We start from the raw sequence: 26,802 nt of genomic DNA on the forward strand, positions 1-26,802 counted from the left end.
GTCGCGGTGTTTTCCCCCACCCCGCCGTCCCGCCTTACGGGCCACGTCAGACGAGCAGGTCGTCGACCTGGGCCTCCCCTTCGCGGTACCTGCGGGCGATCTCCGTGCCGCATCCGTCGGCCGTGCGCTGCAACTGCTGCCGCCGCCCGGACACCTGCTGCTCGTACCGCACCAGCCGCCCCATCGCCGCGCCCAGCTCCCGGTCCGTACGCGCCCCGAGGTCCGACAGCTCGACCTCGGCGAGCATCTCGGCGGCGAGCTGCCGGTACTCCTCCCCGTGCGGTGTGCCGAGCGTCACGTGCCGGGCGGAGGAACGCTGCCGGGCGGGCTCGTCCTTGAGGATCTCCGCGAGCCGCTCGACGACGGACCCCTGCTCGGGTGCGGGCACCTGCCCGGCGCCCAGGACGGACTCCGGTCCGCGCCGGGCCAGCTCCGCGCGCAGGATGTCGATCCGCCCCTGGAGCAGCCGCCGTACGTAGCTCAGGTCGGCCTCGTCCCGCTGAGCCTGCCGGCGCAGTGCGCGCAGCTCCGGCAGGCTCAGCACGGTCAGATCGGGATGTGCGTACCCCGTGCTCGGAGAGCTGGGCCCGGGGTCCACGGCGGGCGGCCCGGGGCTGTCGGTGCGCTGCACCGGCGGCCGGTGGGCGTCGGCGACCTCCGCGAGAATCGGCGAGGCCGCCGCCGGGTGCCGCTCGGTACTCGATGTGCTCATGGCGCCTCAACCGTCCCCTCGACCGGCGCGTACGACAGCATCGTGCCACCCTGAGTGGCCGGGATGTGACCGAGTGCGCCCGATCAGCCCCGGATGGAGGGTTACGGAGCGGAAAGAAGCAACGATCTGGCCCCCTCACGGCACCCGGACGGCCGAGAGGCATCATGGTCGGCATGCGTGCAGTGGTGCAGAGGGTGGACGGCGCGAGCGTCGTCGTGGACGGCGAGACGGTGGGGGCCATCGACGGCGAGGGGCTGTGCGTCCTCGTCGGGGTCACCCACGAGGACACCAAGGAGAAGGCGGCGCAACTGGCCCGCAAGCTCTGGTCGGTCCGCATGCTGCACGACGAGAAGTCGTGCAGCGACACCGGCGCCCCGCTGCTGGTCATCAGCCAGTTCACGCTGTACGGCGACGCCCGCAAGGGCCGCCGCCCCACCTGGAACGCGGCCGCGCCGGGCGAGGTCGCCGAGCCGCTGGTGGACGAGGTGGTCGCGCGGCTGCGCTCCCTGGGCGCGACGGTGGCGACGGGCCGGTTCGGCGCGCGCATGCGGGTGGCGCTGACGAACGACGGCCCCTTCACCGTCCTGCTGGAGGTGTGAACCGGCGGATGTGAGCCTCGGGGACCCGTGAGCCGCGGAGGGGCTACGGCTCCACGACCACTTCCTGCGCGGCCGCCGTCTCGCCCGCCATCAGCCGTGCGTCCACCGGGACGTTCCGCTTGACCAGGGCGAGCGCGACCGGGCCGAGCTCGTAGTGCCGTACGGACGTGGTGACGAAGCCGATCTTGCGGCCGTCCGGGCCGTCGTCGGCGAGGCGGATCTCGGTGCCGGCCACCGGCAGGTGGACCTCGCTGCCGTCGAGGTGCAGGAAGACCAGGCGGCGCGGCGGCTTGCCCAGGTTCTGCACCCGGGCCACGGTCTCCTGACCGCGGTAGCAGCCCTTCTGGAGGTGCACGGCCGTGCCGATCCAGCCCAGCTCGTGCGGGATGGTGCGGTGGTCGGTCTCGAAGCCGAGCCGGGGCCGGTGCTGCTCGACGCGCAGGGCCTCGTGGGCGAGGATCCCGGCCGGCGGACCCACCTGACCGGCGTAGGACTCCAGGTCCGCGCGGGGCAGGAAGAGGTCGCGGCCGTAGGCGGTCTCGCGGACGACGACTCCTTCGGGCACGTCGGCGATCGAACCGGCCGGCAGGTGCACGACGGCGAATTCGGCGGTGCGGTCGGCGACCTCGACCCGGTAGAAGAACTTCATCGACTCCAGATAGGCGATCAGCGCCTCCTGGGTGCCGGGCTCGACATGCGCCCAGACCGTCTCGCCGTCGTCGACCAGGTAGAGCGCGTGCTCGATGTGGCCGTGCGCGGACAGGACCAGCGCCTCGGTGGCACGGCCGGCCGGCAGGTCGCTGACGTGCTGGGTGAGCAGCAGGTGCAGCCAGCTCAGCCGGTCCTCGCCGGAGACGGTGACGACACCGCGGTGCGAGAGGTCGACGAATCCGGTGCCGTCCGCGAGGGCGCGCTGCTCGCGGAACAGGTCGCCGTAGTGGGCGGCGACGCCTTCGTCCACGCCCTCGGCCGGAACGGCGCCGGGCAGGGACAACAGGGGGCTCTTCATGAACACAAGCCTACGACTCGGTACTTGCGCTCCTGCCGGCCGAGGCGCCCGAAGCCGTCGCGGCCCTGCCCGCGCAGTCCGCGCACCGTCCGAAGATCGCGAAGTGCTTCATGTCGGTGTCGAAGCCGAACTGCTCCCGCAGCTTGGCGGTGAACTCGGCCGCCACCGACAGATCCGCCTCGATCACGTTCGCGCAGTCCCGGCAGACCAGGTGGATGTGGTGGTGCCGGTCCGCCAGGTGGTACGTCGGCGCCCCGTGCCCCAGATGGGCATGACTGACCAGCCCGAGCTCCTCCAGGAGCTCCAGGGTCCGGTACACGGTGGAGATGTTCACCCCCGACGCGGTCTTCCTCACCTCGCCGAGGATGTCGTCGGGCGTCGCGTGCTCCAGGGTGTCGACGGCTTCGAGCACGAGTTGCCGCTGCGGGGTCAGCCGGTAGCCACGCTGCCGCAGATCACTCTTCCAGTCGGTGCTCACCACACCCCAAGTCTAGGGTCTTCCGTTTGGATCAGGTCTGATCCGAACGAGAGACCCCGGGACCGGGGCCGCGAGCCGGCCGGGCTCACTTGAAGAAGGCGATCCCGTCGTCCGGGAGGTCGTCCGGGAGGGCCTTGGCCCAGCGTTCGACGTCCTCGGGGGTGACGACCTTCTTCAGGTGGGCGGACATGTAGGGGCGCAGCTCGACGTCCGGGGTCTGCTTCTCGCCGACCCACATCAGGTCGCTCTTGACGTAGCCGTACAGCCGCTTGCCGCCGGTGTAGGGGCGGGAGGCGGCGGTGCGGGCGACCGCGTCGGTGGCCAGCTCGATCTGCGGCTTCCTGTGGGCCAGCTCGCCGTACCAGATCTCGATGACGCCGTCGTCGCGGGTCATCGTGACCTCGACCTTGCGGTCGGCGTCGATCCGCCAGAAGCCGGACTCGGACTCGAGCGGCTTCACCTTGTTGCCGTCGTTGTCCAGCACCCAGGTGCGGGAGTGGTACTCGAGGAAGTCCCGGCCGTCGTGGGTGAAGGTGACCTCCTGGCCGAAGTTGCACCTCTCGGCGCCCGGGAAGTCGTGCACGCCTGCGCCGGCCCAGTCACCGAGCAGGAAGGCGAGGGGGACGAGGTCCTTGTGGAGGTCGGACGGGATCTCGATCATGAGCGGCGATTCCTCTTCGGGGTCAGCGCTGGCCCTGGTACAGCTTCTTCACGGTCAGGTAGGCGAAGGCGAGAACGCCGACGCAGACCAGGACCAGCAGGGTTTCGAAGAAGATCTCCACGGGGTGCTCCTCGGTTGAGCAGGTGCGGTATGTGCACAGGGCCGGACCCCAGCTTAGTCGGCCGGGGTCCGGCCCTCTTGGTGAGGTGCGCCCACCGCGTCAGGCGAGCAGTTCGCCCTGCAGACTCACCGTCTGATGGAAGGGAACGGCGGCGGCGCTCCCGGCGGACTGGAAGATCACCGCCAGGGTGTCGCCCGCCGACAGATACGCCTGGCGCACCTGCTCGGCGCCGTACGGCCTGGCCTCGGCATAGACGGAGTACGAGAGGATGTCGATGCGGGCCCGGTCCGGGAAGTCCTCGTCGGGCACGGAATCCGCGGCTCCGCGCACCTGGTAGGCCGGACTGTAGTACGCGTTGATCCCCGTATCGGTTCCGAGCAGGTGGTCCACGAGCGCGGCACTGTTGAACTGGAGCAGGTAGATCCGCGTGTGCGTGCCGTCCCGCATGGTCCAGCCGCGGGCGGCGATGTGCCGCAGACCGTGGTCGGTCAGCTGCTGCCCGAACTTCCTCCGGTCGCTCTGCCGCGCGTACTCCGCGAGGAAGTCCTTCGTCCCCAGCCAGCCGTCCGTACCGCGCAGGGCCTTGTCCTCGCGGGCCCCCGCGGGCGCGGGCAGCACGAGGGCCCGCAGGTCGGCGTGGTGCGCCCAGGCCTTGTTGGACGCGGCGAACGGAGCGGGGCTGCCGGACGGCAGCGGCGGTCCGACGATCCGCGGGTAGTCCCAGCGCCCGTCCGAGGCGGTGGCGAGTCCCGGTACGTCCGTGCGGTCCATGCCGGTGACGCCGTACGCCGTCCCCGCCCCGGCCGCCGCGAACGCGACGACGGCCGCGGTCCAGCGGAGTACCGCCCGCAGTCCCCGCCGGTCTCGCCGGAGCCCGGGCTCCGGGAGGGCAACGGCGGCCGGCGGCACGTCCGGCACCGGTGGTGCGGCGGTCACGGGTGTCTGCTGCTCGGTCATACGGCCTTCCCCGGGTCCTTGATGCGGTCGAGCTGGTCGCGGAGCAACCGGGCCACGCCCTTCCTGTCCATCGGCTTGACCCCGTAGGCGCTGGCGCTGACCAGGACGTCGCCCTCGTACGCGGAGCAGATCACGAAGTCCGTCCTCCCGCCGAAGTCCGCGGGCGGCAGGAAGCAGCGGGCGTTCCGGTGGCCCTCGATCCCGGGTCCCGGCCGAAAGATCTTCATCGCGGCGAGGAACTCCTGCTGGACGACCGCGATGGAGCGCACGGTCCCCCGGTTCTCCATCCGGGACAGCACGATCTCGACGGCGAAGGCGCCGTCGGTGTCCGTAACGACGCGACCCGGGTCCTCGACGCTGAGGTAGCTGCGCATGGCCATGCCCGTGATGTGCTGCTTGTCGATCTGTTTCTCCAGCAGCCGCCGCTGGGAACGCGGCAGGTTCCGCAGCGACTCCTTGCGCAGTGCGACGGCCTGCGCGCCGCTCAGTTCGGCGTCGGCACCGTACACGCCGAGGTCCGGGCCGCGCCCGTATCCGTTCGTGCCGTAGGGCAGCAGCATCGCCTTCAGGCCGGTGTCCTCGGGCTGCTTGCCGTCCGCCACCGCACGGGGCAGGCGCCAGACAGGTTCGCCGGCGTCACGGTCGGCGCCGCGGACGGTGACCACGGTGAAACCGATGCCGCCGGCGAGCGCGGCGAGCAGCACGACGCATCCGGCGACCAGCCCCGCGCGGCGGCGCCGGGAGGACGCGACAGCCGGCTCCGGCGGCGGCACCGGCACGGTCCGCGGCGCGGCTCCGGCGGGTCCGGCCTCGCCGGACGTACCGGCCTGCGTGCTCGGGTCCTCGCTCACAGCCGCCCCACCTGCCGTTCGGCCAGACTCATGATCTCCTTCTTGGACACGGGCTTGGTGTCGAAGACGTAGATGTCCATCCCGATGTCGCCGCGCCAGGCGTGTGCCTGGGCCGAGTACAGGGGAAGGTAGCCCGGCTTCCGGTCGGGCGTGCTGCCCACGAACGCCATGCCGTCACCCGTGCCGGGTATGGGCCAGCCGCGGTTGCCGGAGTCGCGCCCGGCCCAGTACACCTCGTTGCCCATGTGCCCGATGGCGGCCACGTCCTCCTCCTGGTGGTACTGCACGAGGTGGATCTCGACGTAGTGCGCGTCGGTGGTCCGCCACGAGGCGACCGCGGCGCGGCGGAACTCACTCTCGATCTGGTCCTGGAAGGCCATGTCCGGCTTCTTGTAGGTGCCCGCGTACTCGGCGAGGCTCATCCAGCCGTCGTGGCCCGGCGCGAACGGGACGTCCCGCGCCCCGCCCGGCCGTGGGAGCAGCAGCTTGCGCAGGTCGCCGTCGGTCCGTACACGACGGTCCTGGGCGGCCGAAAGGGGTTCCGGAGCCGGACCCTTCGCCCGCGCGAGCGCGGGCTGCGAGAGGGAGGGCAGCCGGGTGGGTTCACGGTCGGCCTGGATCAGATAACCGGTGCAGGTGCCGGCCACGGCGCCGAGGACGGCGGCGGTGGCGACGAGCAGTCCGGTACGGCCGCGTCGGCGGGCGCGGGGTGCGCCCTGCGGTGCCTCCGGCACTTCCGGAGTCTCTTGCGCCTCGGTTGCCTCCTGTGGTTCGGGTGCTGCGGTCGGGTGTCCGGATCTTTCCGGTACTTCCAAGACGTTCCCCCCAGAACGGGAAGCGCGCCTTCCATATGCGCGCTCCCCGGGAGACTCACGGATGACGTCCGTGGTTGCAAGGGAGTTGTTTACGATTCGGGCATGGCGAAGAAGCTGGTGATCAAGGTGACCGCGGGCGCGGACGCTCCCGAGCGGTGCTCTCAGGCATTCACGGTCGCGGCGGTGGCCGCGGCCAGCGGGGTGGAGGTCTCCCTGTGGCTGACCGGGGAGTCCTCCTGGTTCGCGCTGCCGGGCCGGGCCGCCGAGTTCGAGCTGCCGCACGCCGCTCCGCTGCCCGACCTGATCGAGTCGATCCTCACGGCCGGCCGTCTCACCCTGTGCACCCAGTGCGCGGCCCGCCGGGACATCACGGAGAAGGACGTCATCGAGGGCGTGCGGATCGCGGGCGCGCAGGTCTTCGTGCAGGAGGCCCTGGCCGACGGTGCGCAGGCGCTCGTCTACTGAGAGATCTCCCCGGCGGCTAGTGCCGCTTCTTGCCGTCCAGTTCGTCCCACCACTCGTCGGACTTGGGGTCGCCGGACGGGTCGTCCCACCAGCGGTCCTCGGGTCCGCGCCGGTTGGCGACCATGGCGGCGACCGGCGGGATCACCATGGCGACCAGGCACATGCCGACGGCGGCGGGGACCGACCAGATGCGCACGACGCCCCACGCCAGGACGAACAGCCCGACGCAGACCCCCATCATGGCGAAGTACACATGCCGACGTCGTGCGTACATGCCTCCAGGGTAGGTCCGTACGGGCCTGCCGTGCGGGGGCGGGAACGCCGGAAGGGCCGCGCCCCGGGTGTCCAACCCGTGGGGCGCGGCCCTTCGGCCGTACCGTGCCCGGACCGCCCGCGCGGACCGTCCGGGCAGACCGCTCAGACGGCGATCGCGACCTCCGCGAGGCCGCCCTGCTGGGCGACGACCGTGCGGTCGGCGCTGGCGCCGGGGACGAGGGCGCGGACGGTCCAGGTGCCCTCGGCCGCGTAGAACCGGAACTGGCCCGTGGCGGAGGTGGGGACCTCCGCGGTGAACTCGCCGGTCGAGTCCAGCAGACGGACGTAGCCCGTCACCGGCTCGCCGTCGCGGGTCACCTGACCCTGGATCGTGGTCTCACCGGGCTTGATCGTCGAGGCGTCCGGGCCGCCGGCCTTCGCTCCACACATGTGCTTCTCCAGAGGTTCGATGAGGTCGAAACGGTCTGAGCCGTCGTGCTTACTTGCCGGCGCCGAGCTCGATCGGCACGCCGACCAGGGAGCCGTACTCGGTCCAGGAGCCGTCGTAGTTCTTGACGTTCTGCACACCGAGCAGCTCGTGCAGCACGAACCAGGTCAGCGCCGAGCGCTCACCGATGCGGCACAGCGCGATGGTGTCCTTCGCCAGGTCGACCTGCTCGTCCTCGTAGAGGGCCTTGAGCTCCTCGTCCGACTTGAAGGTGCCGTCGTCGTTGGCGTTCTTGGACCACGGGATGTTCCGGGAGGTCGGCACGTGGCCGGGGCGCTGCGACTGCTCCTGCGGCAGGTGGGCCGGGGCGAGCAGCTTGCCGGAGAACTCGTCGGGCGACCGGACGTCGACGATGTTCAGCTTGCCGATCGCGGCCACGACCTCGTCGCGGAAGGCGCGGATGGAGGCGTCCTGCGGCTTGGCCTCGTACGCGGTCGTCGGGCGCTCCGGCACATCGGTGCCGTCGACCAGCTCGCGGGCGTCCAGCTCCCACTTCTTGCGGCCGCCGTCGAGGAGCTTGACGTTCTCGTGGCCGTACAGCTTGAAGTACCAGTAGGCGTACGAGGCGAACCAGTTGTTGTTGCCGCCGTAGAGGATCACCGTGTGGTCGTTGGCGATGCCCTTCCCCGACAGCAGCTTCTCGAAGCCGGCCTGGTCGATGAAGTCACGGCGGACCGGGTCCTGGAGGTCCTGGGTCCAGTCGATCCGGATGGCGTTCTTGATGTGGTTCTTGTCGTACGCGGACGTGTCCTCGTCCACCTCGACGATGGCGATGCTCGGGTCGTCCAGGTGCTCCTGGACCCAGTCGGCGTCGACCAGGACGTCGCTGCGGCTCATGCTCAATCTCCTCCGGGGCAGGTACGGCGGGGCGTGCGAGTGCGAAGGGGCGCGCGGGTACGCGTTCGATGCCGGCGTACACGGCGCGCGGGTGTGCCCCGGGTCGTCGCGGGGCGGGGGATACGGGAGAGGGCTCCCGCTCAGGAAGTGCGACAGAGCATGGCGGCAACACGGCACAGGTCCACTGCCCGCCGCTTCGTGAGATCCGCCTGTCGCTGCATGGTGTCGATCGTAGGGAGGGAAAGGCGGACATGTCACCGGCGTGTCGGATGCTGAGACGCGATCGTCCGGGATGTGAGAACAGTGGAGTGCCCGGCCGTCGCCCCCCGGCCTCCGGCCGCTCGTGCTCCCTTCTCGGCCGCGCGGCGCATCCGCGTTTGCGGACGGAGGTGTCTCGCTACTCGGACACCTCGCCGTTCCCCGCGTGCTGCCTACCCGGCCAGCCTGACGTCCGAACCCTTCACCGTGATCTCGACGCCGTCCTTCGCCGCCCGTACGGAGTCCAGCCGGACCTCGCCGGGCAGCCGTTCGATCGCCTGCTGGAAGTCGGTGATCGCCCGGACCCGGCTCTCGGGGAGCCGCAGGCCGCCCACCACGGGCAGGTCGTCGGCGCTCACCTCGACCTTCTTGCCCCGCACGGTGACCGAGCTGAGCACGGAGAAGGTCTGCTTGATGCCCAGCGCCCCGGCATCGACCTCCACGTCGACCTTGACCTTGCCGGCGCCGCCGTCGGACAGGCCGACCACGTGGGCGGTGACGCCGGGAAGGACCGGCGTCGGCTTGGACTTGGCGGCCTTCAGCAACTCGTCGTAGGCGATGGTCGCGGTGCCGGTGGCGGTGGCCGCGGTGGCCGAGCTGTAGTCGCCGGAGAACCTCACGCCCCGCATGTCGGCCTCGATGTCGGCGATACGGATCCTCTGGCCGCCGTTGCCCGTGGCCGCCTCGTAGTCCTTGATGCCGACCCGGACATCCTTGAACTCGCCGCCGGCCACCTGGGTGAGGAACGGGAAGCCCTCGATGGACACGTCCGGGGTACTCGCCAGGTTCTCCGTGGTCCTGAGCCTGTCGGCCGCCTGCCCCTCCGCGAAGTGCACCGCGACCCGGTCGACCACCACGAACAGCACGCCCAGGACCACGACGACGACCAGGAGTACTCTCAGCGCTCGCAACCGGTTCCCCCTCGGCGGTCCTCCACGACCGGACGGCCGTCACACGCGAGCGTAAGCCTCCCCGGGGACCGGGCCCGGAATTTGTCGAACAGCTGTGACAGAGGACCCGGTCCGGGAGGTCATCCCAGCGCCCGTCCCAGCACCCACACCACCGGTGCCGCGGCCGACAGCGGCAGGGCGACGCCTGCCGTGAAGTGCACGAAGCGCGAGGGGTAGTCGTAGCTCGCCGCGCGGTGCCCGATCAGCGCGCACACCGCGGCGCCCGCGCCGAGCAGCGCGCCCTTGGCGCCCAGGTCCGTCATGCCGCCGACCGCGATGCCCGCGCCCGCCGCCGCGAGCAGCGCGACGACCACCGCGGCCGCCGTGGGCAGCGGCAGCGCCCGTGCCAGGACGGCCACCGCGACCGCCACCGCGCCGACCGCGACCGCGTCCGGCGGGGCGGCCAGGTAGCCGGTGGCCACGATCGCGAGCGCCGCCGCGGCGACGGTCGCCATCAGGCCGTACATCCGCTCGTCCGGGTCGGCGTGGGAGCGCAGCTGGAGGACGAGGGAGAGCAGCACCCACACCCCGAGCGTGCCCAGGATCGCGCCGGGCGCGTGCTCGCGGCCCGCGGCGAGCACCGCCACGTCCGCGGCGAGCGCGCCCAGGAAGCCGAGGGCGATGCCCTGCCGGGCCGGCCACATGCCGTTCAGCCGGAACCAGCCCGCCGCCGTCACGCCCTGGAGCACGACCAGCGGCAGCAGCAGCCCGTAGACGCCGAGCTCCGCCGCACCGGCGAGCAGCAGCCCCAGCAGCGCCGTGAGCGCGGCCGGCTGCATCCCGGGCTCGATGATCGGTGAGCGTCCCTCGGCGCGGGCCCGCTGCGCGTCGGTGATCCGGGCGTTGCCGGCGATGGTTGCGGGCCCGTAGCCGGGTCCGTCGTTCCCGGCGGGATCCGCGGGGGCCGGGGCGGAAGCCTGGGGCCGCGGGGCAGGAGCCTGCGGCTGCGGGGCGTGCTGCCCGACCGGGGGCAGGTACGCCGTCTGTGCGGCGGCGGACACGGCCGGAGCCTGCGGCTGCGGCTGCGGCGCGTAGGAGGGCGCCTGCGCGCCCTGGACCCCGCCGCCCTGGACCCCGCCGCCCTGGACCCCGCCGCCCTGGACCCCGTGGGCCGCGACCTGTCCCTGGTGCCCCACCGGGGGCAGATACGCCGTCTCCGCCGCTGCCGGGGCCACCGGTGGCCTGGCGTGCGTCTGGGTGTCCCAGGTCTCGCCCTGCCACTGCTGCGTGTACTGCTCGGCGACCCGCGGGTCCTCGTACGCCTGCGGATGCTCGGGCCACGCCTGCGGCTCGGCGCCCTGGTGGGGCTGCTGTCCCGCGTACGGGTCGTACCCGCTGTACGGGTTGTCGTACGGAGACCCCGGGGACCCCTCATACGGCCGGTCGGTCATTCGCTCACCCTCCTGCGAACGGGGGGAGCACCTCGACCGTGCCGCCCTCGGTCAGCCGTACCGTCTCGTGCGCGCGCTTCCCCACCGGGTCGCCGTCGATGAGGAACGAGCACCGCCGCAGTACGCGGTCCAGCTCACCCGGGTGCCGCCCGCGCACCGCGTCCAGCACCCCGGCGAGCGTCTCCGCCTCGTACGGCTCCTCGGCGACCCCGGCCGCGGCCTTCGCCGCCGCCCAGTAGCGCACCGTGACCTCTGCCATCCCGTCCCTCGATCACTCGTCCATGAACAGGGTCAGGCTAGCCCGCCCGTGCGACGGTCCAGCGCGCGATGCGGTCCAGGAGCTCGTCGGCGGCGGCGTTCTCGGCGTGGCCCATGCCGTGCTCCAGCCACAGTTCCCCATGGTCACCGGCGGCCGCGGCCAGCATCCGGGGGTGGTCGAGGGGGAAGTAGCCGTCCCGGTCGCCGTGCACGATCAGCAGCGGGGTGGGCGCGATGCGCGCGGCCGCCCGGAACGGCGGCAGCGGGACGGGGTCCCAGTCGCGGTGGTGGATCCGGGTGCGCAGCCCGTAGCGGCCGAGCAGGCGGCCCGCGGGGCGCGTGACCAGCCAGTGCAGCCGGCGCATGGGCGCCGTGCCCCGGTAGTACCAGCGCGCGGGCGCGCTGACGGAGACCACGGCGTCCGTACGGGTGTCCGGGCGCCCCTCGTCCGGTGCGGCGCCGTCGGGGCCGCCGTGCAGGGCCGCGTGCCGCAGCACCACCGAGCCGCCCATGGAGAAGCCGACGGTCGCCACGCGCGCGTGCCCGAACCCGCGCGCCCAGGCCACCGCCGCCGCCAGGTCCAGCACCTCGCGGTCGCCGACGGTGGAGCGCCCGCCCGAGGCCCCGTGGCCGCGGAAGGAGAAGGTGACCACGGCGCCGTGCCGGGCCAGGGCTCGCGCCACCCTGCGCACGTGCGTCCGGTCCAGGTCCCCGGTGAAACCGTGTGCGACCACGAACACGAGGCCGGCGCGCCCGCGGCCGGGGCCGTCGTACGCGGCCGCGCCCGGCTCGTACAGGGCGTCGAGCGCGACCCCGTCCGCGGTGCGCAGAAACGTCCTGACCACGCCTTCGACGTCCGTACCTGGCGGGGTCCCGCCCTCCGGGACGTCCGTCGAACGCGCCACACGACCTGCCGATCCCGACCTCATATCGGCTATTCTGCTGCGAAGAGGACTCGGGCAGCGCAGCCCCCGGGTCCTTTTGTGCTTTCGGCAGGCGTGGCGCACGGCGCGGGAGACCGCGGGTGCAGGGCCCGTCGATCGCGCGGCGGGCAGGGATCCGAGGAGGAACCAGAGCCATGGACGACCGAACGGTGCACGCACGTACGACGGCCCAGGCACGGGGGTTCCCCCTGCTCGACCACGGCCGGGAACCGGGGGGAGGCACGCGATGAGTTCACTGCTGCTGCTGACCAACGCCCTCCAGCCGTCGGCGGAGGTGCTCCCCGCCCTCGGCCTGCTGCTGCACAACGTGCGGGTGGCTCCGGCGGAGGGGCCGGCGCTCGTGGACACCCCGGGTGCCGATGTCGTCCTGGTCGACGGGCGGCGCGATCTGCCGCAGGCGCGCGGGCTGTGCCGGCTGCTGCGCTCCACGGGTCTCGGCTGTCCGCTGATCCTCGTGGTGACCGAGGGCGGCCTCGCGGCCGTGACCGCCGACTGGGGCATCGACGACGTGCTCCTGGACACCGCCGGTCCCGCAGAGGTGGAGGCGCGCATCCGGCTGGCCGTGGGGCGCCGGCAGATCGTCGACGACGACTCCCCGATGGAGATCCGCAGCGGCGACCTGTCCGTGGACGAGGCGACCTACAGCGCCAAGCTCAAGGGCCGGGTGCTGGACCTCACCTTCAAGGAGTTCGAGCTGCTGAAGTACCTCGCGCAGCACCCGGGCCGCGTCTTCACCCGCGCCCAGCTCCTCCAGGAGGTCTGGGGCTACGACTACTTCGGCGGCACCCGGACCGTCGACGTCCACGTACGGCGGTTGCGGGCCAAGTTCGGACCCGAGCACGAATCGCTGATCGGAACGGTCCGCAATGTCGGTTACCGATTCGTTACTCCCGAGAAGGGCGACCGCGCCGGGGACGCCGCGAACGAGAAGAAGGCCGGGGCCGCCCGGCCAAACGCGGAGAATCAGGACACCACGGCGAGGCAGGCCCGCGCGCAGGGGTGAGGAGCGCTCCCACAAGGCGTGTCGCATACCCGCCCACGCTCCCGTAAGCCCTGCCGGGAGCGGGTCCATCCGCGTAGACTCCGCGCCGTGGCCAAGGTGACTCGGGATGACGTGGCGCGGCTGGCAGGGACGTCCACTGCCGTCGTCAGCTATGTGATCAACAACGGACCCCGGCCGGTCGCCCCGGCCACCCGCGAGCGAGTCCTCGCCGCGATCAAGGAGCTGGGGTACCGGCCCGACCGGGTCGCCCAGGCCATGGCCTCGCGGCGCACCGACCTCATAGGCCTGATCGTCCCGGACGCCCGCCAGCCCTTCTTCGGGGAGATGGCGCACGCCGTGGAGTGGGCCGCCGCCGAGCGCGGGAAGATGGTCCTCGTCGGCAACTCCGACTACGTCGCCGAGCGCGAGGTCCACTATCTGCGGGCGTTCCTCGGGATGCGCGTCTCCGGCCTGATCCTGGTCAGCCACGCGCTGAACGACCTCGCCGCCGCCGAGATCGAGGCCTGGGACGCCCGGGTGGTGCTGCTGCACGAGCGGCCCGAGGCCATCGACGACGTGGCCGTGGTCACCGACGACCTGGGCGGCGCCCACCTCGCCGTGCGGCATCTGCTGGAGCACGGCCACGACTACGTCGCCTGCGTGGGCGGCACCGCCGAGACGCCCGCCGTGGGCGACCCCGTGTCCGACCACGTCGAGGGCTGGCGGCGCGCCATGGCCGAGGCCGGCCTCTCGACGGAGGGCCGCCTGTTCGAGGCGCCGTACAACCGCTACGACGCCTACCGGATCAGCCTGGAGATCCTCTCGGGCCCGAACCGGCCCCCGGCGGTCTTCTGCTCCACCGACGACCAGGCGATCGGCCTGCTGCGGGCCGCGCGCGAGCTGCGCATCGACGTCCCCGGCGAACTCGCGGTCGCCGGGTTCGACGACATCAAGGAGGCGGCGCTGACGGACCCGCCGCTGACCACGGTCGCCTCGGACCGGTCGGCGATGGCCCGGGCGGCCGTGGACCTGGTCCTCGACGACGGGCTGCGGGTCGCCGGCTCGCGCCGGGAGCGGCTCAAACAGTTCCCGTCGCGGCTGGTCGTACGCACGTCCTGCGGCTGCGCCTAGCCTCTCTCCGCCCCTTCGAGGACCCTCCGGGGAGACCCTCCGAGGAGCGCCCTTATATCGGGCATACGAGGTTCTGTCGGGCTTCTCAGCGGGGACTCAGGAAGCTCTCATGATCCCGGGACACTCTCAATGTCATGAGCGAGAGCATCCGCCGCAGCGGCGAGTACGAACACCCCGAGGGTGACGGGCAGGCCCCGGCTGCCGACTCCGTGCAGTCGGCGGACCCGCGAGGGGCCTTCGCCCCGGTGAATCCGGAGTGGCCTCCCCCGCCGCCGTACGCCCCCGGCCGCCCCTTCACGGCCGGACCGGGCGCCGACGGCGGCCAGGGCGGCGCGGACGGCGGCGGCACCGCCGCCTTCCCGGCCTTCCCGGCGGGACCCGCGCACGCCTCCACCTCCCGCAAGCGCGCCAGGGGCCCGCTCGCCCTGCTCGCCGCGGTGGCGATCGCCTCGGCCGTCGTGGGCGGCGGTACCGCCTTCGCCTTCCAGGAGCTGACCGGCACGCACACGGTCGCCACCTCCAGCACCACCACCAACGTGGTGCCCTCCAGTCAGCGCGGCAGCATCTCCGCGATCGCCAGGGCGGTCACCCCGAGCGTCGTCGAGATCAACGCCACCCTCGACAACGGCACCTCCACCGGCTCCGGCGTGGTCGTCAGCAGCAACGGCGAGGTCGTCACCAACAACCACGTCATAGCCGGCGCCTCCTCCATCAAGGTGCGCACCAGCGACGGCACCTCGTACACGGCGCAGATCGTGGGCACCGACAGCTCCAAGGACCTCGCCCTGATCAAGCTGCGGAACGCCTCCGGACTCAAGCCGGCGGCCCTCGGCGACTCCGACGGACTCACGGTCGGCGACCAGGTCGTCGCGATCGGCTCCCCGGAGGGCCTCACCGGCACCGTCACCAGCGGCATCGTCTCCGCCCTGCACCGCGACGTGACGGTCCCCACCGACGAGAACCAGGGACAGGGCGACGGCGGCTGGCCCTTCCAGTTCGGCGGCCACCAGTTCAACGGCGACACCGGCTCCTCCACCACCACCTACCGGGCGATACAGACCGACGCGTCCCTCAACCCCGGCAACTCCGGCGGCGCGCTGATCGACGCGAGCGGCAACGTCGTCGGCATCAACTCGGCGATGTACTCGGCCAACCAGGCGTCGGACTCGTCCAACGCCGGCAGCGTCGGCCTCGGCTTCGCCATCCCGGTCAACACCGTCAAGGCCGACCTGGCCACCCTGCGCTCCGGCTCCCAGAACTGAGGCGCGGCACCGGCAGGCGATCCGGACACCGTCCGGAACCGTTCGACAAGGAGTACGCCATGATCCAGCAGGTTCTGCACGAGAAGACGGACACCATCGACACCACCGCCCCCGCCGGAGTCACCCTGGCCCGCGCCGTCGCGAAGGAACTGCACGGTCCGGCGCACCGCGCACCCGAGGCCGTCGCCGTCCCCCAGCTCATGGGCCTGCGCACCTCCGCCGACCGCCCGCACCGGCACAAGGTCCCGCTGCGGCGGATCACCGCGGTCGCCGCCTGAGCCGCGGCGCGCGACCCGCGCGCCGCACTCCGCCGCACCGAAACATGCGAGGCTGAGAGCGTCCAGCCCGGGGCCGACCGGTCCCCGCGGCCCCTGCGACCCGAGGAAACAGCGACCGATGAGTCCCGCCGATGGCGACCGTGATCCCCAGCGCATCCTGATCGTCGACGACGAGCCGGCGGTACGCGAAGCACTCCAGCGCAGCCTCGCCTTCGAGGGGTACGAGACCGAGGTCGCCGTGGACGGCGCGGACGCGCTGGACAAGGCGGCCTCGTACCAGCCCGATCTGCTCGTCCTCGACATCCAGATGCCCCGCATGGACGGCCTGACCGCCGCCCGCCGGATCCGGGGCGCCGGGGACACCACCCCCATCCTGATGCTGACCGCCCGCGACACGGTCGGCGACCGGGTCACAGGACTGGACGCCGGGGCGGACGACTACCTCGTCAAGCCCTTCGAGCTGGACGAGCTGTTCGCCCGCATCCGCGCCCTGCTGCGCCGCAGCACCTACGCGGCGGCCGTGGCGGGCGCGGCCGAGGAGGACGAGGCCCTCACCTTCGGCGACCTGCGCATGGACCTCGCCACCCGCGAGGTCACCCGCGGCGGACGGCAGGTGGAACTGACCCGCACGGAGTTCACCCTGCTGGAGATGTTCATGGCCCACCCGCGCCAGGTGCTCACCCGCGAGCAGATCCTCAAGGCGGTCTGGGGCTTCGACTTCGAACCCTCGTCGAACTCCCTCGACGTCTACGTCATGTACCTGCGCCGCAAGACCGAGGCCGACGGCGAACCCCGCCTCGTGCACACGGTGCGCGGGGTGGGGTACGTCCTGCGGCAGGGCGGCGCGGAGTGAGGAAGGCGCTGCGCCGTTTCCGTGCGCTGCCGATCCGCTCCCGGCTGGCACTGCTGGTGGCGGCGGCAGTGGCCTTCGCGGTCGCGGCGGTCTCCCTCACCTGCTGGTTCATCGTCCAGGGAAACCTGTACGACGACGTCGATAACCGGCTCCTGAGCTACGGCAGGGTGTCCGCCAGCACGGCTTCGGCCCTGGCGGCCAACTGCTCGCAGACGACGGACCACGCGCCGGGCGACATGCAGCGCTCCTACCTCTACGTGCAGTTGGTGACGGTCCAGGGCAAGTTCTGCGTGGACAGCCGGTCCCCGGGCGTCATGAAGGTCACCTCCGTGGACAAGGAGGTCGCCGGCGACCCCGACCTGCGCGAGCGCACCCTCCACACCACCACCGACACCAAGGGCAACAACGTCCGCGTGATCACCGTCGGCGTCCCGATGGGACCCGGCCCCAACGCCGACGCGTACCCGGGCATCGCCTTCATGCTCGGGGTGTCCCTGACGGACACCGAGAACACCCTCAACGACCTCGCGCTGCTGCTCCTGTTCGTCTCCGGCGTGGGAGTCGTCGGCGCCGGAGCGGCCGGCCTCGCCGTGGCCCGCGCCGGGCTGCGCCCCGTGGACAAGCTGACCGAGGCGGTGGAGCACGTCGCGCGCACCGAGGACCTGACGATCCGCATCCCCGTGGAGGACGACAGCGAGGACGAGGTCGCCCGGCTGTCCCGCTCCTTCAACTCCATGACCTCCTCCCTGGCCAGCTCCCGCGACCTCCAGCAGCAGCTGATCGCGGACGCCGGTCACGAACTGCGCACCCCGCTCACCTCGCTGCGGACGAACATCGAACTCCTCACCCGCAGCGAGGAGACGGGCCGCCCGCTCCCCGAGGGCGACCGCAAGGCACTGCTCGCCTCGGTCAAGGCGCAGATGACGGAACTGGCCTCGCTGATCGGCGACTTGCAGGAGCTGTCACGCTCGGACGGGCAGCGGGGCGAACGCATCCAGGTGATCGCCCTGCCGGACACCGTGGAGGCGGCGCTGGACCGCGCCCGGCTGCGCGGCCCCGAGCTGACGATAACGACGGCGCTGGACCCCTGGTTCGTACGGGCGGAGCCGTCGGCACTGGAGCGGGCGATCGTCAACATCCTCGACAACGCGGTCAAGTTCAGCCCCAGGGACGGCACGATCGACGTCGTCCTGCACCAGGGCGTCCTCACCGTGCGCGACCACGGGCCCGGCATCCCCGCCGACGAACTCCCCCATGTCTTCGACCGCTTCTGGCGCTCCCCGAGCGCCCGCGCCCTGCCCGGCTCGGGACTCGGCCTGTCCATCGTCGCCCGCACCGTCGAGCGGGCGGGCGGCGAGGTGACGCTGACCCCTGCCGAGGGCGGCGGCACGGTGGCGACGGTCCGGCTGCCGGGAGCGCCCGTTCCGCCCCCGGAGACACCTGGTGCCACCGAGGCCCGGTGAAGCCCCGGTCGCCCCGCGGGGGAACCCCTTACCCTCATATCCATGACCAGCGACGACACCGCACCGCCCGCCCGTTCCCTGCAGACCCTCGCCGAGCTCGGCCCGGAGCAGGCCGAAGCCGTGCTCGGACTGCTGGAGGCGGCCGCCCGCGTCGACGAGCGGCAGGCGGTGTCCGAACAGGGCCGGCTCCAGTTGCGGGGCGGCGCCCGCGCGGGGGTGTCCCATCTGCTGCTGTCCGTCGACGGCGAACTCGTCGGCTACGCGCAGCTGGAGGACACCGATCCGGTGGAGGCGCCCGCCGCCGAGCTGGTCGTCCACCCCGAGCACCGCGGGCACGGGCACGGGCGGGCGCTCGGGTCCGCCCTGCTGGCCACGTCCGGCAAGCGGCTGCGGGTGTGGGCGCACGGGGGACAGTCCGCCGCCCGCCATCTGGCTCAGGTCCTCGGGCTCACGCTGTTCCGCGAACTGCGGCAGATGCGGCGGCCGTTGACGGACCTCGACCTGCCCGAGCCGGCCCTGCCCGAGGGCGTGACGGTACGGGCCTTCGTGCCCGGCCGCGACGACGCCGCATGGCTCGCCGTGAACGCGGAGGCCTTCGCCCACCACCCCGAGCAGGGCTCACTCACCCAGCGCGACCTCGACGACCGCATGGCGCAGCCGTGGTTCGACCCGCAGGGATTCTTCCTCGCCGAGCGCGACGGCCGGCTGGTCGGCTTCCACTGGACCAAGGTGCACCGGGAGGAGCGCCTCGGCGAGGTGTACGTCCTCGGCGTACGCCCCGGCGCCCAGGGCGGCGGCCTCGGCAAGGCCCTCACCCTGATCGGCCTGCGCCACCTGGCCTCGCAGGGCCTGCCGACGGCGATGCTGTACGTCGACGCCGACAACAAGGCGGCGGTCTCGGTCTACGAGCGCCTGGGCTTCACCACATACGAAACCGACCTCATGTACCGCACGGAAACGTGATCCTCGGGGCCGCCTGCCGGTGTCCCTCATGTCATGTGGCCGTAACCGGCGGTTCAGACGGCCTTGCGACGCTCGGGCGGTGAAGCCCGCCGCGCCAGAGCCCGAGCCGCCCCGGGAGGCGACCGCCGCCGCGCTCCCGCGCGTGCCGTTCGACGCGCCTGTCCCGCCGCAGGCGCGGAAGAATAGGTTCATGAGGCAGCCAGACACCCAGGCAGCGCAGACCCCGCCGGCTCCCGCCGACCACGTGGGAGCCCCCGCGGGCCCCGCCACCGCACAGCACCCGCAGCCCTCCGTGGGCTCCATCGCCGCGCACCGCCCGCACACCGTGGCGGCCACGGTCTCCGACCTGGAACCGGACATCGACGCCGACCTCGACGGTTACGTGGAGGCACCGGCCGAGGGGGAGCAGCTGCCGCAGGGCCGTTTCCTGGACCGGGAGCGCAGCTGGCTCGCCTTCAACGAGCGCGTCCTCGAACTCGCCGAGGACCCCGCCACCCCCCTGCTGGAACGCGCGAACTTCCTCGCGATCTTCGCCAGCAACCTGGACGAGTTCTTCATGGTCCGGGTCGCGGGACTGAAGCGCCGCATCGCCACCGGCGTGGCCACCCAGTCCGCCTCCGGGCTGCAGCCGCGCGAGGTACTGGAGATGATCTGGGCCCGCTCGCGCGAGCTCATGGCCCGGCACGCCGCCTGCTACCACGAGGACGTCGCCCCCGCACTCGCGGAGGAGGGCATCCACCTGGTCCGCTGGAGCGAGCTCACGGAGAAGGAACAGGCCCGCCTGTTCACGCTCTTCAGGCACCGCATCTTCCCCGTGCTGACCCCCCTGGCCGTCGACCCCGCGCACCCCTTCCCGTACATCTCCGGCCTCTCCCTGAACCTGGCCGTGGTCGTACGCAACCCGGTCACCGGCCACCGCCACTTCGCCCGCGTCAAGGTGCCGCCACTGCTGTCCCGCTTCCTGGAGAGCTCCCCGGGCCGCTACGTCCCCCTGGAGGACGTCATCGCGGCCCACCTCGAGGAGCTGTTCCCGGGCATGGAGATCCTGGAGCACCACGCCTTCCGGCTCACCCGCAACGAGGACCTCGAGGTCGAGGAGGACGACGCCGAGAACCTGCTCCAGGCCCTGGAGAAGGAGCTCATGCGGCGCCGCTTCGGGCCGCCGGTGCGCCTGGAGGTCGAGGAGTCCATCGACCGCGAGGTGCTCGACCTGCTGGTGCGCGAGCTGAAGATCAGCGAGGCCGAGGTCTACCCGCTGCCCGGCCCCCTGGACCTCACCGGCCTCTTCCGCATCCACGGCCTCGACCGGCCCGAGCTGAAGTATCCCAAGTTCGTGGCCGGCATCAACCGGGAACTGGCGGAGGTGGAGTCCGCCTCGGCCCCCGACATCTTCGCGACCCTGCGCAGCCGGGACGTGCTCCTGCACCACCCCTACGACTCCTTCTCGACCTCGGTCCAGGCCTTCCTGGAGCAGGCCGCCGCCGACCCGGACGTCCTCGCGATCAAGCAGACCCTGTACCGGACCTCCGGCGACTCCCCCATAGTCGACGCGCTCATCGACGCCGCCGAGTCCGGCAAGCAGGTCCTCGTCCTGGTCGAGATCAAGGCCCGCTTCGACGAGCAGGCCAACATCAAGTGGGCGCGCAAGCTGGAGGAGGCCGGCTGCCACGTCGTCTACGGACTGGTCGGCCTGAAGACCCACTGCAAGCTGTCCCTGGTGGTGCGCCAGGAGGGCGACGACACCCTGCGGCGCTACAGCCACGTCGGCACCGGCAACTACCACCCGAAGACCGCCCGCCTCTACGAGGACCTCGGCCTGCTCACCGCCGACCCGCAGGTCGGCGCGGACCTCTCCGACCTCTTCAACCGCCTCTCCGGCTACTCCCGCCGCGAGACCTACCGCCGGCTCCTCGTCGCCCCCAAGTCCCTGCGCGACGGGCTGATCTCCCGCATCGACAAGGAGATCCAGCACCACCGCGCCGGACGCCCCGCAGTCATCCGCATCAAGGTCAACTCGATGGTCGACGAGGCGGTCGTCGACGCGCTCTACCGCGCCTCCCAGGCCGGCGTCCCGGTCGACGTGTGGGTGCGCGGCATCTGCGCCCTGCGCCCCGGCGTGCCCGGCCTGTCGGAGAACATCCGCGTCCGCTCGGTCCTCGGCCGCTTCCTCGAACACTCCCGGGTCTTCGTCTTCGGCAACGGCGGCGAGTCCGAGGTGTGGATCGGCAGCGCCGACATGATGCACCGCAACCTCGACCGCCGTATCGAGGCCCTGGTCCGGGTCACCGACCCGGCCCATCGGGCAGCCCTCAACCGGCTGCTGGAGACCGGCATGTCCGACACCACCTCCTCCTGGCACCTCGGCCCGGACGGCGAGTGGACCCGGTACGCGACCGACTCGGACGGCCAGCCCCTGCGCAACATCCAGGAGATGCTCATAGACGCCCGGAGGCGCCGGCGTGGCACAGCAACACCTTGACCCGACGGACTCCACGGCCGTGAGCACCCCCGAGCCGCCGGCCGCGCCGGAGCCGGGCGGTGCCCCCACCGCCGACGCCCTCGCGCGCTATCTGCGGGCACAGGCCACGGAGTTCCTCCGTGCGCTGCGCCTGCACCGCGAGACCGGCGGCGCGGGGCACGGCACGGAGGAGTCCGTCAACGCCGCGCGCGCCCTGCGCCGCTCGGCCCGCCGCATCAGCGGCACCGCGCACACCTTCCGCCCCCTGCTCGACGAGAGCTGGTCGGCGGAGCTGTGCCCGGAACTGGCCTGGCTGTCCGGCATCCTGGCCCGTGAACACGCCTGCCAGGCCTGCCTGGAGCGGCTGTTGCTCGCCCTGCACCGGCTCTCCGGCACCGCGGTCCTCCCGGCCCAGCCCACCGAGGAGACCGCGGGCGGCCGCGGAGCCGACCGCGGCAACCTCACCGTGGGCGCGGCGAAGGCGGGCGCCCTGCTGGAACGTCAGCTCACCCTGGCCCGGACCCGGGCGCACTCGACCGCCCTCCAGGCGCTGGGCTCCGCGCGGTTCCACGCCGTCGCGGACAAGGTGGCCGTCCTCGCCAGCGACGTCCCCCTCGCCCCCGGCGCCGCCGCCATGGACCTGACCTCCCTGGCCGCCGCCGCCCGGGAGCGCCTGACGGACGCCGTCGCCGCCCTCCCGCTCGTCACCGCGGGCAGCCCGTACAACGCGGAGGCCCTGGTCCACGGCCTCTCCCCGGACCCGGCGCCGCACCCGCAGGACGCCCCCTGGCACCAGGTCCGCCTGCTGCTGCGCCTGCACCGGTACGCGCGCGAGGTGCTCGACGGGGCCGGGGGCCGGCTCGGGGAATCGTCCGCGCACGTACGGCTGCCGGCGGCCGGGCAGGCCCTCGACCGGCACCGCGACGCCTCGGAGGCGGCGGCCGCGGCGGCCGCCGCGGCCCGCACCCCGCGCATCGCCCCGGCGACGGCGTACGCGCTCGGCGTGCTGCACGCGGACCAGCGCCACGAGGTGGAGGCGGCCAGGTTCGCCTTCCAGCAGGCCTGGCAGAAGCAGGCCGTGGGCGCCGGCTGACCGCCGGCTGACAGGACGGGACGCACCGGTGACCGACCTCGACCCGAACCGCACGCCCGTCCTGGCGGCCGGCTGCGTGCTGTGGCGCCGCTCGACGCCGGACGGCACGCTGCGGCTGTGCCTGGTCCACCGGCCGAAGTACGACGACTGGTCCCACCCCAAGGGCAAGCTCAAGCGCGGTGAGGAACCGCTCGCGGGCGCCGTGCGCGAGGTGGCGGAGGAGACGGGCTACACCGCCGTTCCCGGCGCCGAGCTGTCCACCGTGACCTACATGGTGCGCGGCCGGCCCAAGCAGGTCCGCTACTGGGCCGCCGAGGCCGCGGCGGGCGGCTTCACCCCCAACAAGGAGGTGGACCGCATCCTGTGGCTGCCGCCGGAGGAGGCCCGGAAGCGGCTGACCCAGTTCCGCGACCGCGAGCTGCTCGATGAACTGACGGCGGCGCTGCGCCTCGGCTGAGCGTGCCGGTGCCGGTCAGGCGCCGCCCTCGTGTCCCAGCGCGTCCGCGCGGGCGAGGCTGCGGGCCCGGCGGGCCGGCCCGCGCCAGCCGCAGGTGCAGCGGGCCAGGCAGAAGCGGCCCTGTTCGACTGTCGCCGCGCGGTGTCCCACGGCGTCCCGGTTCCTGCGGTCCTCCTGGGTGGGGCTCAGGCCCTCATGCTGCACCACGACGACAAAGGTAGCCACGCCAGGTGAACGGGACGTTACGGCCGCCCGTCGATCGGGTGCGTGCGTGACGGGGGCCACCCACTCGTCGTTGACGGGACGACAGGGACCCGTGACGGACGTGGCAGCTGGGGGTAGGCAGGGCGATGGCGGTGCGGCGGCGGCTGGGTGTCCCTCCTGCTCGTGCTCGGGTGAGACCGGGCGGCGCGCGGACCGGGACGGGCGGCGCGGTGCTCGCGGCGGCCGTCCTGGCCGGGGCGTGCGCCACCGGATGCTCCGGCGGCGCGGACGCCGAGGACGCGCGCGCCGCCACCGATCCGGTGCAGGCCCTGCGCCAGGCGCCGGACGTGCTGCTCGAAGCGGGCAGCGCGCAGACCCGTACGTCGATGGAGATGGCCACCGGCGGGACCCGGGTGACGATCCGCGGCGAGGGCGCTTACGACTTCCGCGGGCAGCGCGGGCAGCTGACGCTGGTGCTGCCGCAGAACCCGGCCGGGGCCGCCGAGCACGTGCCGCTCACCGAGCTCCTCGCTCCGGGCGCGCTGTACATGAAGAACCGGGGAGCGGGCGTGCCGGCCGGCAAGTGGGTGCGGGTGGACACGGCCACGCTCGTCGACGGCAACCTGGTCACCGGCGGGGCCACCGACCCGTTCGCCGCCGCCGAGCTGCTGCGCGGCACCCGCACGGCGACGTACGTGGACCGGACGGAGGTCGCCGGGGTCCCCGTGCGGCACTACCGGGGCACGGCCGATCTCGCGCTGGCGGCGAAGAGCGCCACGGCGGCCGACGAGGCGGCGCTGAACGCGGCGGCGAAAGGGTTCGCCACGGCCTCGGTCCCGTTCGACGCCTACCTCGACGACCAGGGCCGCATCCGCAAGCTCCGGCAGCGCTTCGCCTTCGTCAACGGGCAGCTCGGAAGCACCGTCGCCGTCTTCTCCACGACGCTGCTGTACGCCTTCGGCACCCCGGTGACCGTGACGCTGCCGCGGCCGCAGGACATCTACACCGGGCGGATCGCCGAGTCGTGAGCCGGGCCGGGACCCGAATGGTCCGGGAAAATGACCGGCGAACTAGCCCTTTGGTGCCATGCGCCGCACACGGGCCGCTCCCTACCCTGGGAGCCGGCAGCGGCAGACGGCAGAGAAGAGGTGACGCACGTGGCTCCGCTCGGCGGTACGGCGGTCCAGGACCACGTGGCCCTCGCCGAGATAGAGCTGTGCGGGGAGCTGATCATCGCGGCCTCGGCAGCCGAGGAGCGGCTCAGTCTGGAGAGCATCGACGAGGTGCTGCGGGTGGCCGAGGAGCGCGAGGCCTGCGCGGGCCGCGGAGCGCCGGGCGCCCGGCGGCCTCACGGCCGGTGAGCCTCAGGTGCGCAGCAGCCGTCCGATCGCCTTCGTGGCCTCCTCCACCTTCGCGTCGATCTCCGATCCGCCCTTGAGGGCCGCGTCGGCGACGCAGTGCCGCAGGTGCTCCTCCAGCAGTTGCAGGGCGAAGGACTGCAGTGCCTTGGTGGAGGCGGACACCTGGGTGAGTATGTCGATGCAGTAGACGTCTTCGTCGACCATCCGCTGGAGCCCGCGGATCTGACCCTCGATCCGGCGGAGCCGCTTGAGGTGCTCGTCCTTCTGCTTGTGGTAACCGTGCGTGACGGGCTCGTGCCCGGTGATTCCGCTCACGTTCTCGGAGGGCGCCGCCGCGCCGGCCTCGGTGGTCGTCATCGCGTCCTCGCTCCCGTACACCTCGGCACACACCGAGGAGACATACCCCTGGCGGGTATATCGTAACGAATTCTGCCGGGTACCGGCAGCCTTGGCATGCCCCCGTGCCAAGCAGGGCAGGTCATGGGCGACACTGGGGGACGGCCCCTTAGCCGTGGCCGGATGATGCGCTTACCATCACCCTGACCCCAACCGAAGCACCCCGAGGACCCCACGTGCGCTTTCGTCTGACCCCCAGGGAGACGAGCTTCTACGACATGTTCGCCGCGTCCGCGGACAACATCGTCACGGGCTCGAAACTCCTGATGGAACTGCTCGGGGCGGACACCTCCGCCCGGGCCGAGATCGCAGAGCGTATGCGGGCCGCGGAACACGCAGGTGACGACGCCACGCATGCGATCTTCCACCAGCTGAACTCCTCGTTCATCACGCCCTTCGACCGCGAGGACATCTACTCCCTCGCGTCGTCCCTCGACGACATCATGGACTTCATGGAGGAGGCGGTCGACCTGGTCGTCCTCTACAACGTCGAGGAACTGCCCAAGGGCGTCGAGCAGCAGATCGAGGTTCTGGCCAGGGCGGCGGAGCTGACGGCCGAGGCGATGCCGCACCTTCGGACCATGGACAACCTCACCGAGTACTGGATTGAGGTGAACCGCCTGGAGAACCAGGCGGACCAGATCCACCGCAAGCTGCTCGCGCACCTGTTCAACGGCAAGTACGACGCGATCGAGGTGCTGAAGCTCAAGCAGATCGTGGACGTGCTGGAAGAGGCGGCGGACGCCTTCGAGCACGTGGCGAACACGGTGGAGACCATCGCGGTCAAGGAGTCCTGAGGCGTCCATGGACACCTTCGCTCTGATCCTGACCGTCCTGGTCGCTCTCGGCTTCGCCTACACCAACGGCTTCCACGACTCCGCCAACGCCATCGCGACCTCCGTGTCGACCCGGGCGCTCACCCCGCGCGCCGCGCTGGCCATGGCCGCCGCGATGAACCTCCTCGGCGCCTTCCTCGGCAGCGGGGTCGCCAAGACCGTCAGCGAGGGCCTGATCCAGACGCCCACCGGCGGCAAGGGGATGGGCATCCTCTTCTCGGCCCTCCTCGGAGCCATCGTCTGGAACCTCGTCACCTGGTACTTCGGCCTTCCCTCGTCCTCCTCGCACGCATTGTTCGGCGGCATGGTGGGCGCGGCCCTCGCGGGCGGTACGACGGTGTACTGGTCCGGCGTGCTCGACAAGATCGTCACCCCCATGTTCCTGTCCCCGGTGGTCGGCCTGATCGTCGGCTACCTGGTGATGACGGCGATCATGTGGCTCTTCCGCAGGACCAACCCGCACAAGGCCAAGCGCGGCTTCCGCATAGCCCAGACCGTGTCGGCGGCCGGCATGGCGCTCGGACACGGCCTCCAGGACGCCCAGAAGACCATGGGTGTCGTGGTGATGGCCCTCGTCATCGCCGATGTCGAGGACTACGGGGACCCGATCCCGGTGTGGGTGAAGCTGGTCTCCGCCCTCATGCTGTCACTGGGCACCTACGCGGGCGGCTGGCGCATCATGCGCACCCTGGGCCGCAAGATCATCGAACTGGACCCGCCGCAGGGTTTCGCCGCCGAGACCACCGGCGCGTCGATCATGTTCGCCACGGCGTACCTCTTCAAGGCGCCGATCTCCACCACCCATGTGATCACCTCGGCGATCATGGGCGTGGGCGCGACGAAGCGGGTCAACGCCGTCCGCTGGGGCGTGGCGAAGAACATCGTCCTGGGCTGGTTCATCACCATGCCGGCCGCGGCGGTCGTCGCGGCCTGCGCCTTCTGGCTGATCAAGCTGGCGTTCCTGTAGCAGCCCGGCCCGGTGTGGTGACACTGGAA

The 26,802-nt window shown here is 72.2% G+C and carries 33 protein-coding genes; 16 read left to right on the plus strand and 17 right to left on the minus strand.

The genetic code is table 11. The features are described 5' to 3' along the window. Positions 1–46 precede the first annotated feature (46 nt). Positions 47–712 carry an AmfC protein gene (locus ACIOWN_RS17165; protein ID WP_362345885.1) on the minus strand — a complete coding sequence of 222 codons (666 nt, stop codon included), beginning with the start codon at positions 710–712 and terminating at the stop codon, positions 47–49. A gap of 173 nt (positions 713–885) precedes the next feature. Here ACIOWN_RS17165 and dtd point away from each other — a divergent pair, with 173 nt between their 5' ends. After that, a complete protein-coding gene (gene dtd / locus ACIOWN_RS17170) occupies positions 886–1,311 on the plus strand; it encodes a D-aminoacyl-tRNA deacylase (protein WP_362345886.1) in 426 nt (141 codons plus the stop codon). 43 nt (positions 1,312–1,354) lie between these two features. Here dtd and ACIOWN_RS17175 read toward each other — a convergent pair whose 3' ends face one another. The 6 genes from ACIOWN_RS17175 to ACIOWN_RS17200 all read right to left on the minus strand — a co-directional run bounded on the left by ACIOWN_RS17175 (position 1,355) and on the right by ACIOWN_RS17200 (position 6,122). Next, positions 1,355–2,320 carry a folate-binding protein gene (locus tag ACIOWN_RS17175; RefSeq protein WP_362345888.1) on the minus strand — a complete coding sequence of 322 codons (966 nt, stop codon included), beginning with the start codon at positions 2,318–2,320 and terminating at the stop codon, positions 1,355–1,357. A gap of 10 nt (positions 2,321–2,330) precedes the next feature. Next, positions 2,331–2,801 (minus strand): Fur family transcriptional regulator, encoded by a 471-nt coding sequence (locus ACIOWN_RS17180; RefSeq protein ID WP_362345890.1) that lies wholly within the window; start codon positions 2,799–2,801, stop codon positions 2,331–2,333. 82 nt (positions 2,802–2,883) lie between these two features. After that, positions 2,884–3,459: an FABP family protein gene (locus ACIOWN_RS17185; RefSeq protein ID WP_362345891.1), complete on the minus strand. Its 576-nt coding sequence runs from the start codon at positions 3,457–3,459 to the stop codon at positions 2,884–2,886. Between the two features lie 220 nt (positions 3,460–3,679). Further along, the gene (locus ACIOWN_RS17190) at positions 3,680–4,537 is read right to left on the minus strand and encodes a hypothetical protein (RefSeq protein ID WP_362345893.1); all 858 of its coding nucleotides are present in this window, start codon (positions 4,535–4,537) and stop codon (positions 3,680–3,682) included. Continuing rightward, positions 4,534–5,388: a hypothetical protein gene (locus ACIOWN_RS17195; RefSeq protein WP_362345895.1), complete on the minus strand. Its 855-nt coding sequence runs from the start codon at positions 5,386–5,388 to the stop codon at positions 4,534–4,536. Before ACIOWN_RS17195 ends, ACIOWN_RS17190 begins: the two co-directional genes overlap by 4 nt. After that, positions 5,385–6,122, minus strand: coding sequence for a hypothetical protein (locus ACIOWN_RS17200; protein WP_362345897.1), 738 nt, complete (start codon positions 6,120–6,122; stop codon positions 5,385–5,387). Before ACIOWN_RS17200 ends, ACIOWN_RS17195 begins: the two co-directional genes overlap by 4 nt. A gap of 183 nt (positions 6,123–6,305) precedes the next feature. On the opposite strand from ACIOWN_RS17200, the gene ACIOWN_RS17205 reads away from it, so the two are divergent. Further along, positions 6,306–6,668, plus strand: coding sequence for a DsrE family protein (locus ACIOWN_RS17205; RefSeq protein ID WP_362345899.1), 363 nt, complete (start codon positions 6,306–6,308; stop codon positions 6,666–6,668). Between the two features lie 16 nt (positions 6,669–6,684). On the opposite strand, the gene ACIOWN_RS17210 is transcribed toward ACIOWN_RS17205, so the two are convergent. From ACIOWN_RS17210 to ACIOWN_RS17245, 8 genes are all read right to left on the minus strand, one after another. Continuing rightward, the gene (locus ACIOWN_RS17210; protein WP_362345900.1) at positions 6,685–6,942 is read right to left on the minus strand and encodes a DUF3099 domain-containing protein; all 258 of its coding nucleotides are present in this window, start codon (positions 6,940–6,942) and stop codon (positions 6,685–6,687) included. 143 nt (positions 6,943–7,085) lie between these two features. Next, positions 7,086–7,373: a DUF1416 domain-containing protein gene (locus ACIOWN_RS17215; RefSeq protein WP_100569102.1), complete on the minus strand. Its 288-nt coding sequence runs from the start codon at positions 7,371–7,373 to the stop codon at positions 7,086–7,088. Positions 7,374–7,422: 49 nt separating this feature from the next. After that, on the minus strand, positions 7,423–8,268 hold the full coding sequence (locus ACIOWN_RS17220; RefSeq protein ID WP_362345901.1) for a sulfurtransferase: 846 nt from the start codon (positions 8,266–8,268) through the stop codon (positions 7,423–7,425). 140 nt (positions 8,269–8,408) lie between these two features. Continuing rightward, complete coding sequence (locus ACIOWN_RS17225; RefSeq protein WP_355139345.1) at positions 8,409–8,489, minus strand: putative leader peptide; 81 nt, start codon at positions 8,487–8,489, stop codon at positions 8,409–8,411. Positions 8,490–8,699: 210 nt separating this feature from the next. Beyond that, positions 8,700–9,437 (minus strand): DUF2993 domain-containing protein, encoded by a 738-nt coding sequence (locus ACIOWN_RS17230; protein WP_362345902.1) that lies wholly within the window; start codon positions 9,435–9,437, stop codon positions 8,700–8,702. Positions 9,438–9,556: 119 nt separating this feature from the next. Beyond that, positions 9,557–10,867 (minus strand): hypothetical protein, encoded by a 1,311-nt coding sequence (locus ACIOWN_RS17235; RefSeq protein ID WP_362345904.1) that lies wholly within the window; start codon positions 10,865–10,867, stop codon positions 9,557–9,559. Positions 10,868–10,871: 4 nt separating this feature from the next. After that, the gene (locus tag ACIOWN_RS17240; protein ID WP_100569106.1) at positions 10,872–11,126 is read right to left on the minus strand and encodes a MoaD/ThiS family protein; all 255 of its coding nucleotides are present in this window, start codon (positions 11,124–11,126) and stop codon (positions 10,872–10,874) included. Between the two features lie 37 nt (positions 11,127–11,163). Further along, positions 11,164–12,054, minus strand: a complete 891-nt coding sequence (locus tag ACIOWN_RS17245; protein WP_362345906.1) for an alpha/beta fold hydrolase — start codon at positions 12,052–12,054, stop codon at positions 11,164–11,166. Between the two features lie 241 nt (positions 12,055–12,295). Here ACIOWN_RS17245 and ACIOWN_RS17250 point away from each other — a divergent pair, with 241 nt between their 5' ends. From ACIOWN_RS17250 to ACIOWN_RS17295, 10 genes are all read left to right on the plus strand, one after another. Further along, positions 12,296–13,072 (plus strand): response regulator transcription factor, encoded by a 777-nt coding sequence (locus ACIOWN_RS17250; protein WP_362345908.1) that lies wholly within the window; start codon positions 12,296–12,298, stop codon positions 13,070–13,072. 87 nt (positions 13,073–13,159) lie between these two features. Further along, on the plus strand, positions 13,160–14,182 hold the full coding sequence (locus tag ACIOWN_RS17255; RefSeq protein WP_362345910.1) for a LacI family DNA-binding transcriptional regulator: 1,023 nt from the start codon (positions 13,160–13,162) through the stop codon (positions 14,180–14,182). 134 nt (positions 14,183–14,316) lie between these two features. Then, positions 14,317–15,444 carry a trypsin-like peptidase domain-containing protein gene (locus tag ACIOWN_RS17260; RefSeq protein WP_362345912.1) on the plus strand — a complete coding sequence of 376 codons (1,128 nt, stop codon included), beginning with the start codon at positions 14,317–14,319 and terminating at the stop codon, positions 15,442–15,444. Between the two features lie 59 nt (positions 15,445–15,503). Beyond that, positions 15,504–15,722: a hypothetical protein gene (locus ACIOWN_RS17265; RefSeq protein ID WP_362345914.1), complete on the plus strand. Its 219-nt coding sequence runs from the start codon at positions 15,504–15,506 to the stop codon at positions 15,720–15,722. Positions 15,723–15,840: 118 nt separating this feature from the next. Further along, entirely contained in the window at positions 15,841–16,575 is a 735-nt protein-coding gene (locus ACIOWN_RS17270; RefSeq protein WP_100569112.1) for a response regulator transcription factor, read from the plus strand. Beyond that, a complete protein-coding gene (locus ACIOWN_RS17275) occupies positions 16,572–18,038 on the plus strand; it encodes a HAMP domain-containing sensor histidine kinase (protein ID WP_362345915.1) in 1,467 nt (488 codons plus the stop codon). Before ACIOWN_RS17270 ends, ACIOWN_RS17275 begins: the two co-directional genes overlap by 4 nt. Positions 18,039–18,080: 42 nt before the next feature. Next, positions 18,081–19,001, plus strand: coding sequence for a mycothiol synthase (gene mshD, locus ACIOWN_RS17280; protein ID WP_362345917.1), 921 nt, complete (start codon positions 18,081–18,083; stop codon positions 18,999–19,001). A 79-nt stretch (positions 19,002–19,080) separates the two neighbouring features. Continuing rightward, complete coding sequence (locus tag ACIOWN_RS17285; RefSeq protein ID WP_401982638.1) at positions 19,081–21,480, plus strand: RNA degradosome polyphosphate kinase; 2,400 nt, start codon at positions 19,081–19,083, stop codon at positions 21,478–21,480. Further along, a complete protein-coding gene (locus ACIOWN_RS17290; protein ID WP_401982640.1) occupies positions 21,461–22,552 on the plus strand; it encodes a CHAD domain-containing protein in 1,092 nt (363 codons plus the stop codon). The genes ACIOWN_RS17285 and ACIOWN_RS17290 overlap by 20 nt, the downstream gene beginning before the upstream one ends. 28 nt (positions 22,553–22,580) lie before the next feature. After that, positions 22,581–23,009 carry an NUDIX hydrolase gene (locus ACIOWN_RS17295; RefSeq protein ID WP_362345923.1) on the plus strand — a complete coding sequence of 143 codons (429 nt, stop codon included), beginning with the start codon at positions 22,581–22,583 and terminating at the stop codon, positions 23,007–23,009. A 15-nt stretch (positions 23,010–23,024) separates the two neighbouring features. On the opposite strand, the gene ACIOWN_RS17300 is transcribed toward ACIOWN_RS17295, so the two are convergent. Next, the gene (locus tag ACIOWN_RS17300; protein ID WP_362346008.1) at positions 23,025–23,216 is read right to left on the minus strand and encodes a hypothetical protein; all 192 of its coding nucleotides are present in this window, start codon (positions 23,214–23,216) and stop codon (positions 23,025–23,027) included. A 188-nt stretch (positions 23,217–23,404) separates the two neighbouring features. Between ACIOWN_RS17300 and ACIOWN_RS17305 the strand changes: the two genes are divergently transcribed. Continuing rightward, a complete protein-coding gene (locus tag ACIOWN_RS17305) occupies positions 23,405–24,241 on the plus strand; it encodes a hypothetical protein (RefSeq protein WP_362345925.1) in 837 nt (278 codons plus the stop codon). A gap of 120 nt (positions 24,242–24,361) precedes the next feature. Beyond that, entirely contained in the window at positions 24,362–24,574 is a 213-nt protein-coding gene (locus tag ACIOWN_RS17310) for a hypothetical protein (RefSeq protein WP_362345927.1), read from the plus strand. A 3-nt stretch (positions 24,575–24,577) separates the two neighbouring features. Here ACIOWN_RS17310 and ACIOWN_RS17315 read toward each other — a convergent pair whose 3' ends face one another. Further along, the gene (locus tag ACIOWN_RS17315) at positions 24,578–24,931 is read right to left on the minus strand and encodes a metal-sensitive transcriptional regulator (RefSeq protein WP_358730682.1); all 354 of its coding nucleotides are present in this window, start codon (positions 24,929–24,931) and stop codon (positions 24,578–24,580) included. A 215-nt stretch (positions 24,932–25,146) separates the two neighbouring features. Between ACIOWN_RS17315 and ACIOWN_RS17320 the strand changes: the two genes are divergently transcribed. Both ACIOWN_RS17320 and ACIOWN_RS17325 read left to right on the plus strand, forming a co-directional pair. Then, entirely contained in the window at positions 25,147–25,767 is a 621-nt protein-coding gene (locus tag ACIOWN_RS17320; RefSeq protein WP_031154207.1) for a DUF47 domain-containing protein, read from the plus strand. A gap of 7 nt (positions 25,768–25,774) precedes the next feature. Further along, a complete protein-coding gene (locus ACIOWN_RS17325; protein ID WP_362345931.1) occupies positions 25,775–26,773 on the plus strand; it encodes an inorganic phosphate transporter in 999 nt (332 codons plus the stop codon). The last annotated feature ends 29 nt before the right edge of the window (positions 26,774–26,802 follow it).

Origin of the sequence: Streptomyces sp. NPDC087787 (assembly GCF_044743035.1) — a bacterium.
Lineage (GTDB): Bacteria > Actinomycetota > Actinomycetes > Streptomycetales > Streptomycetaceae > Streptomyces.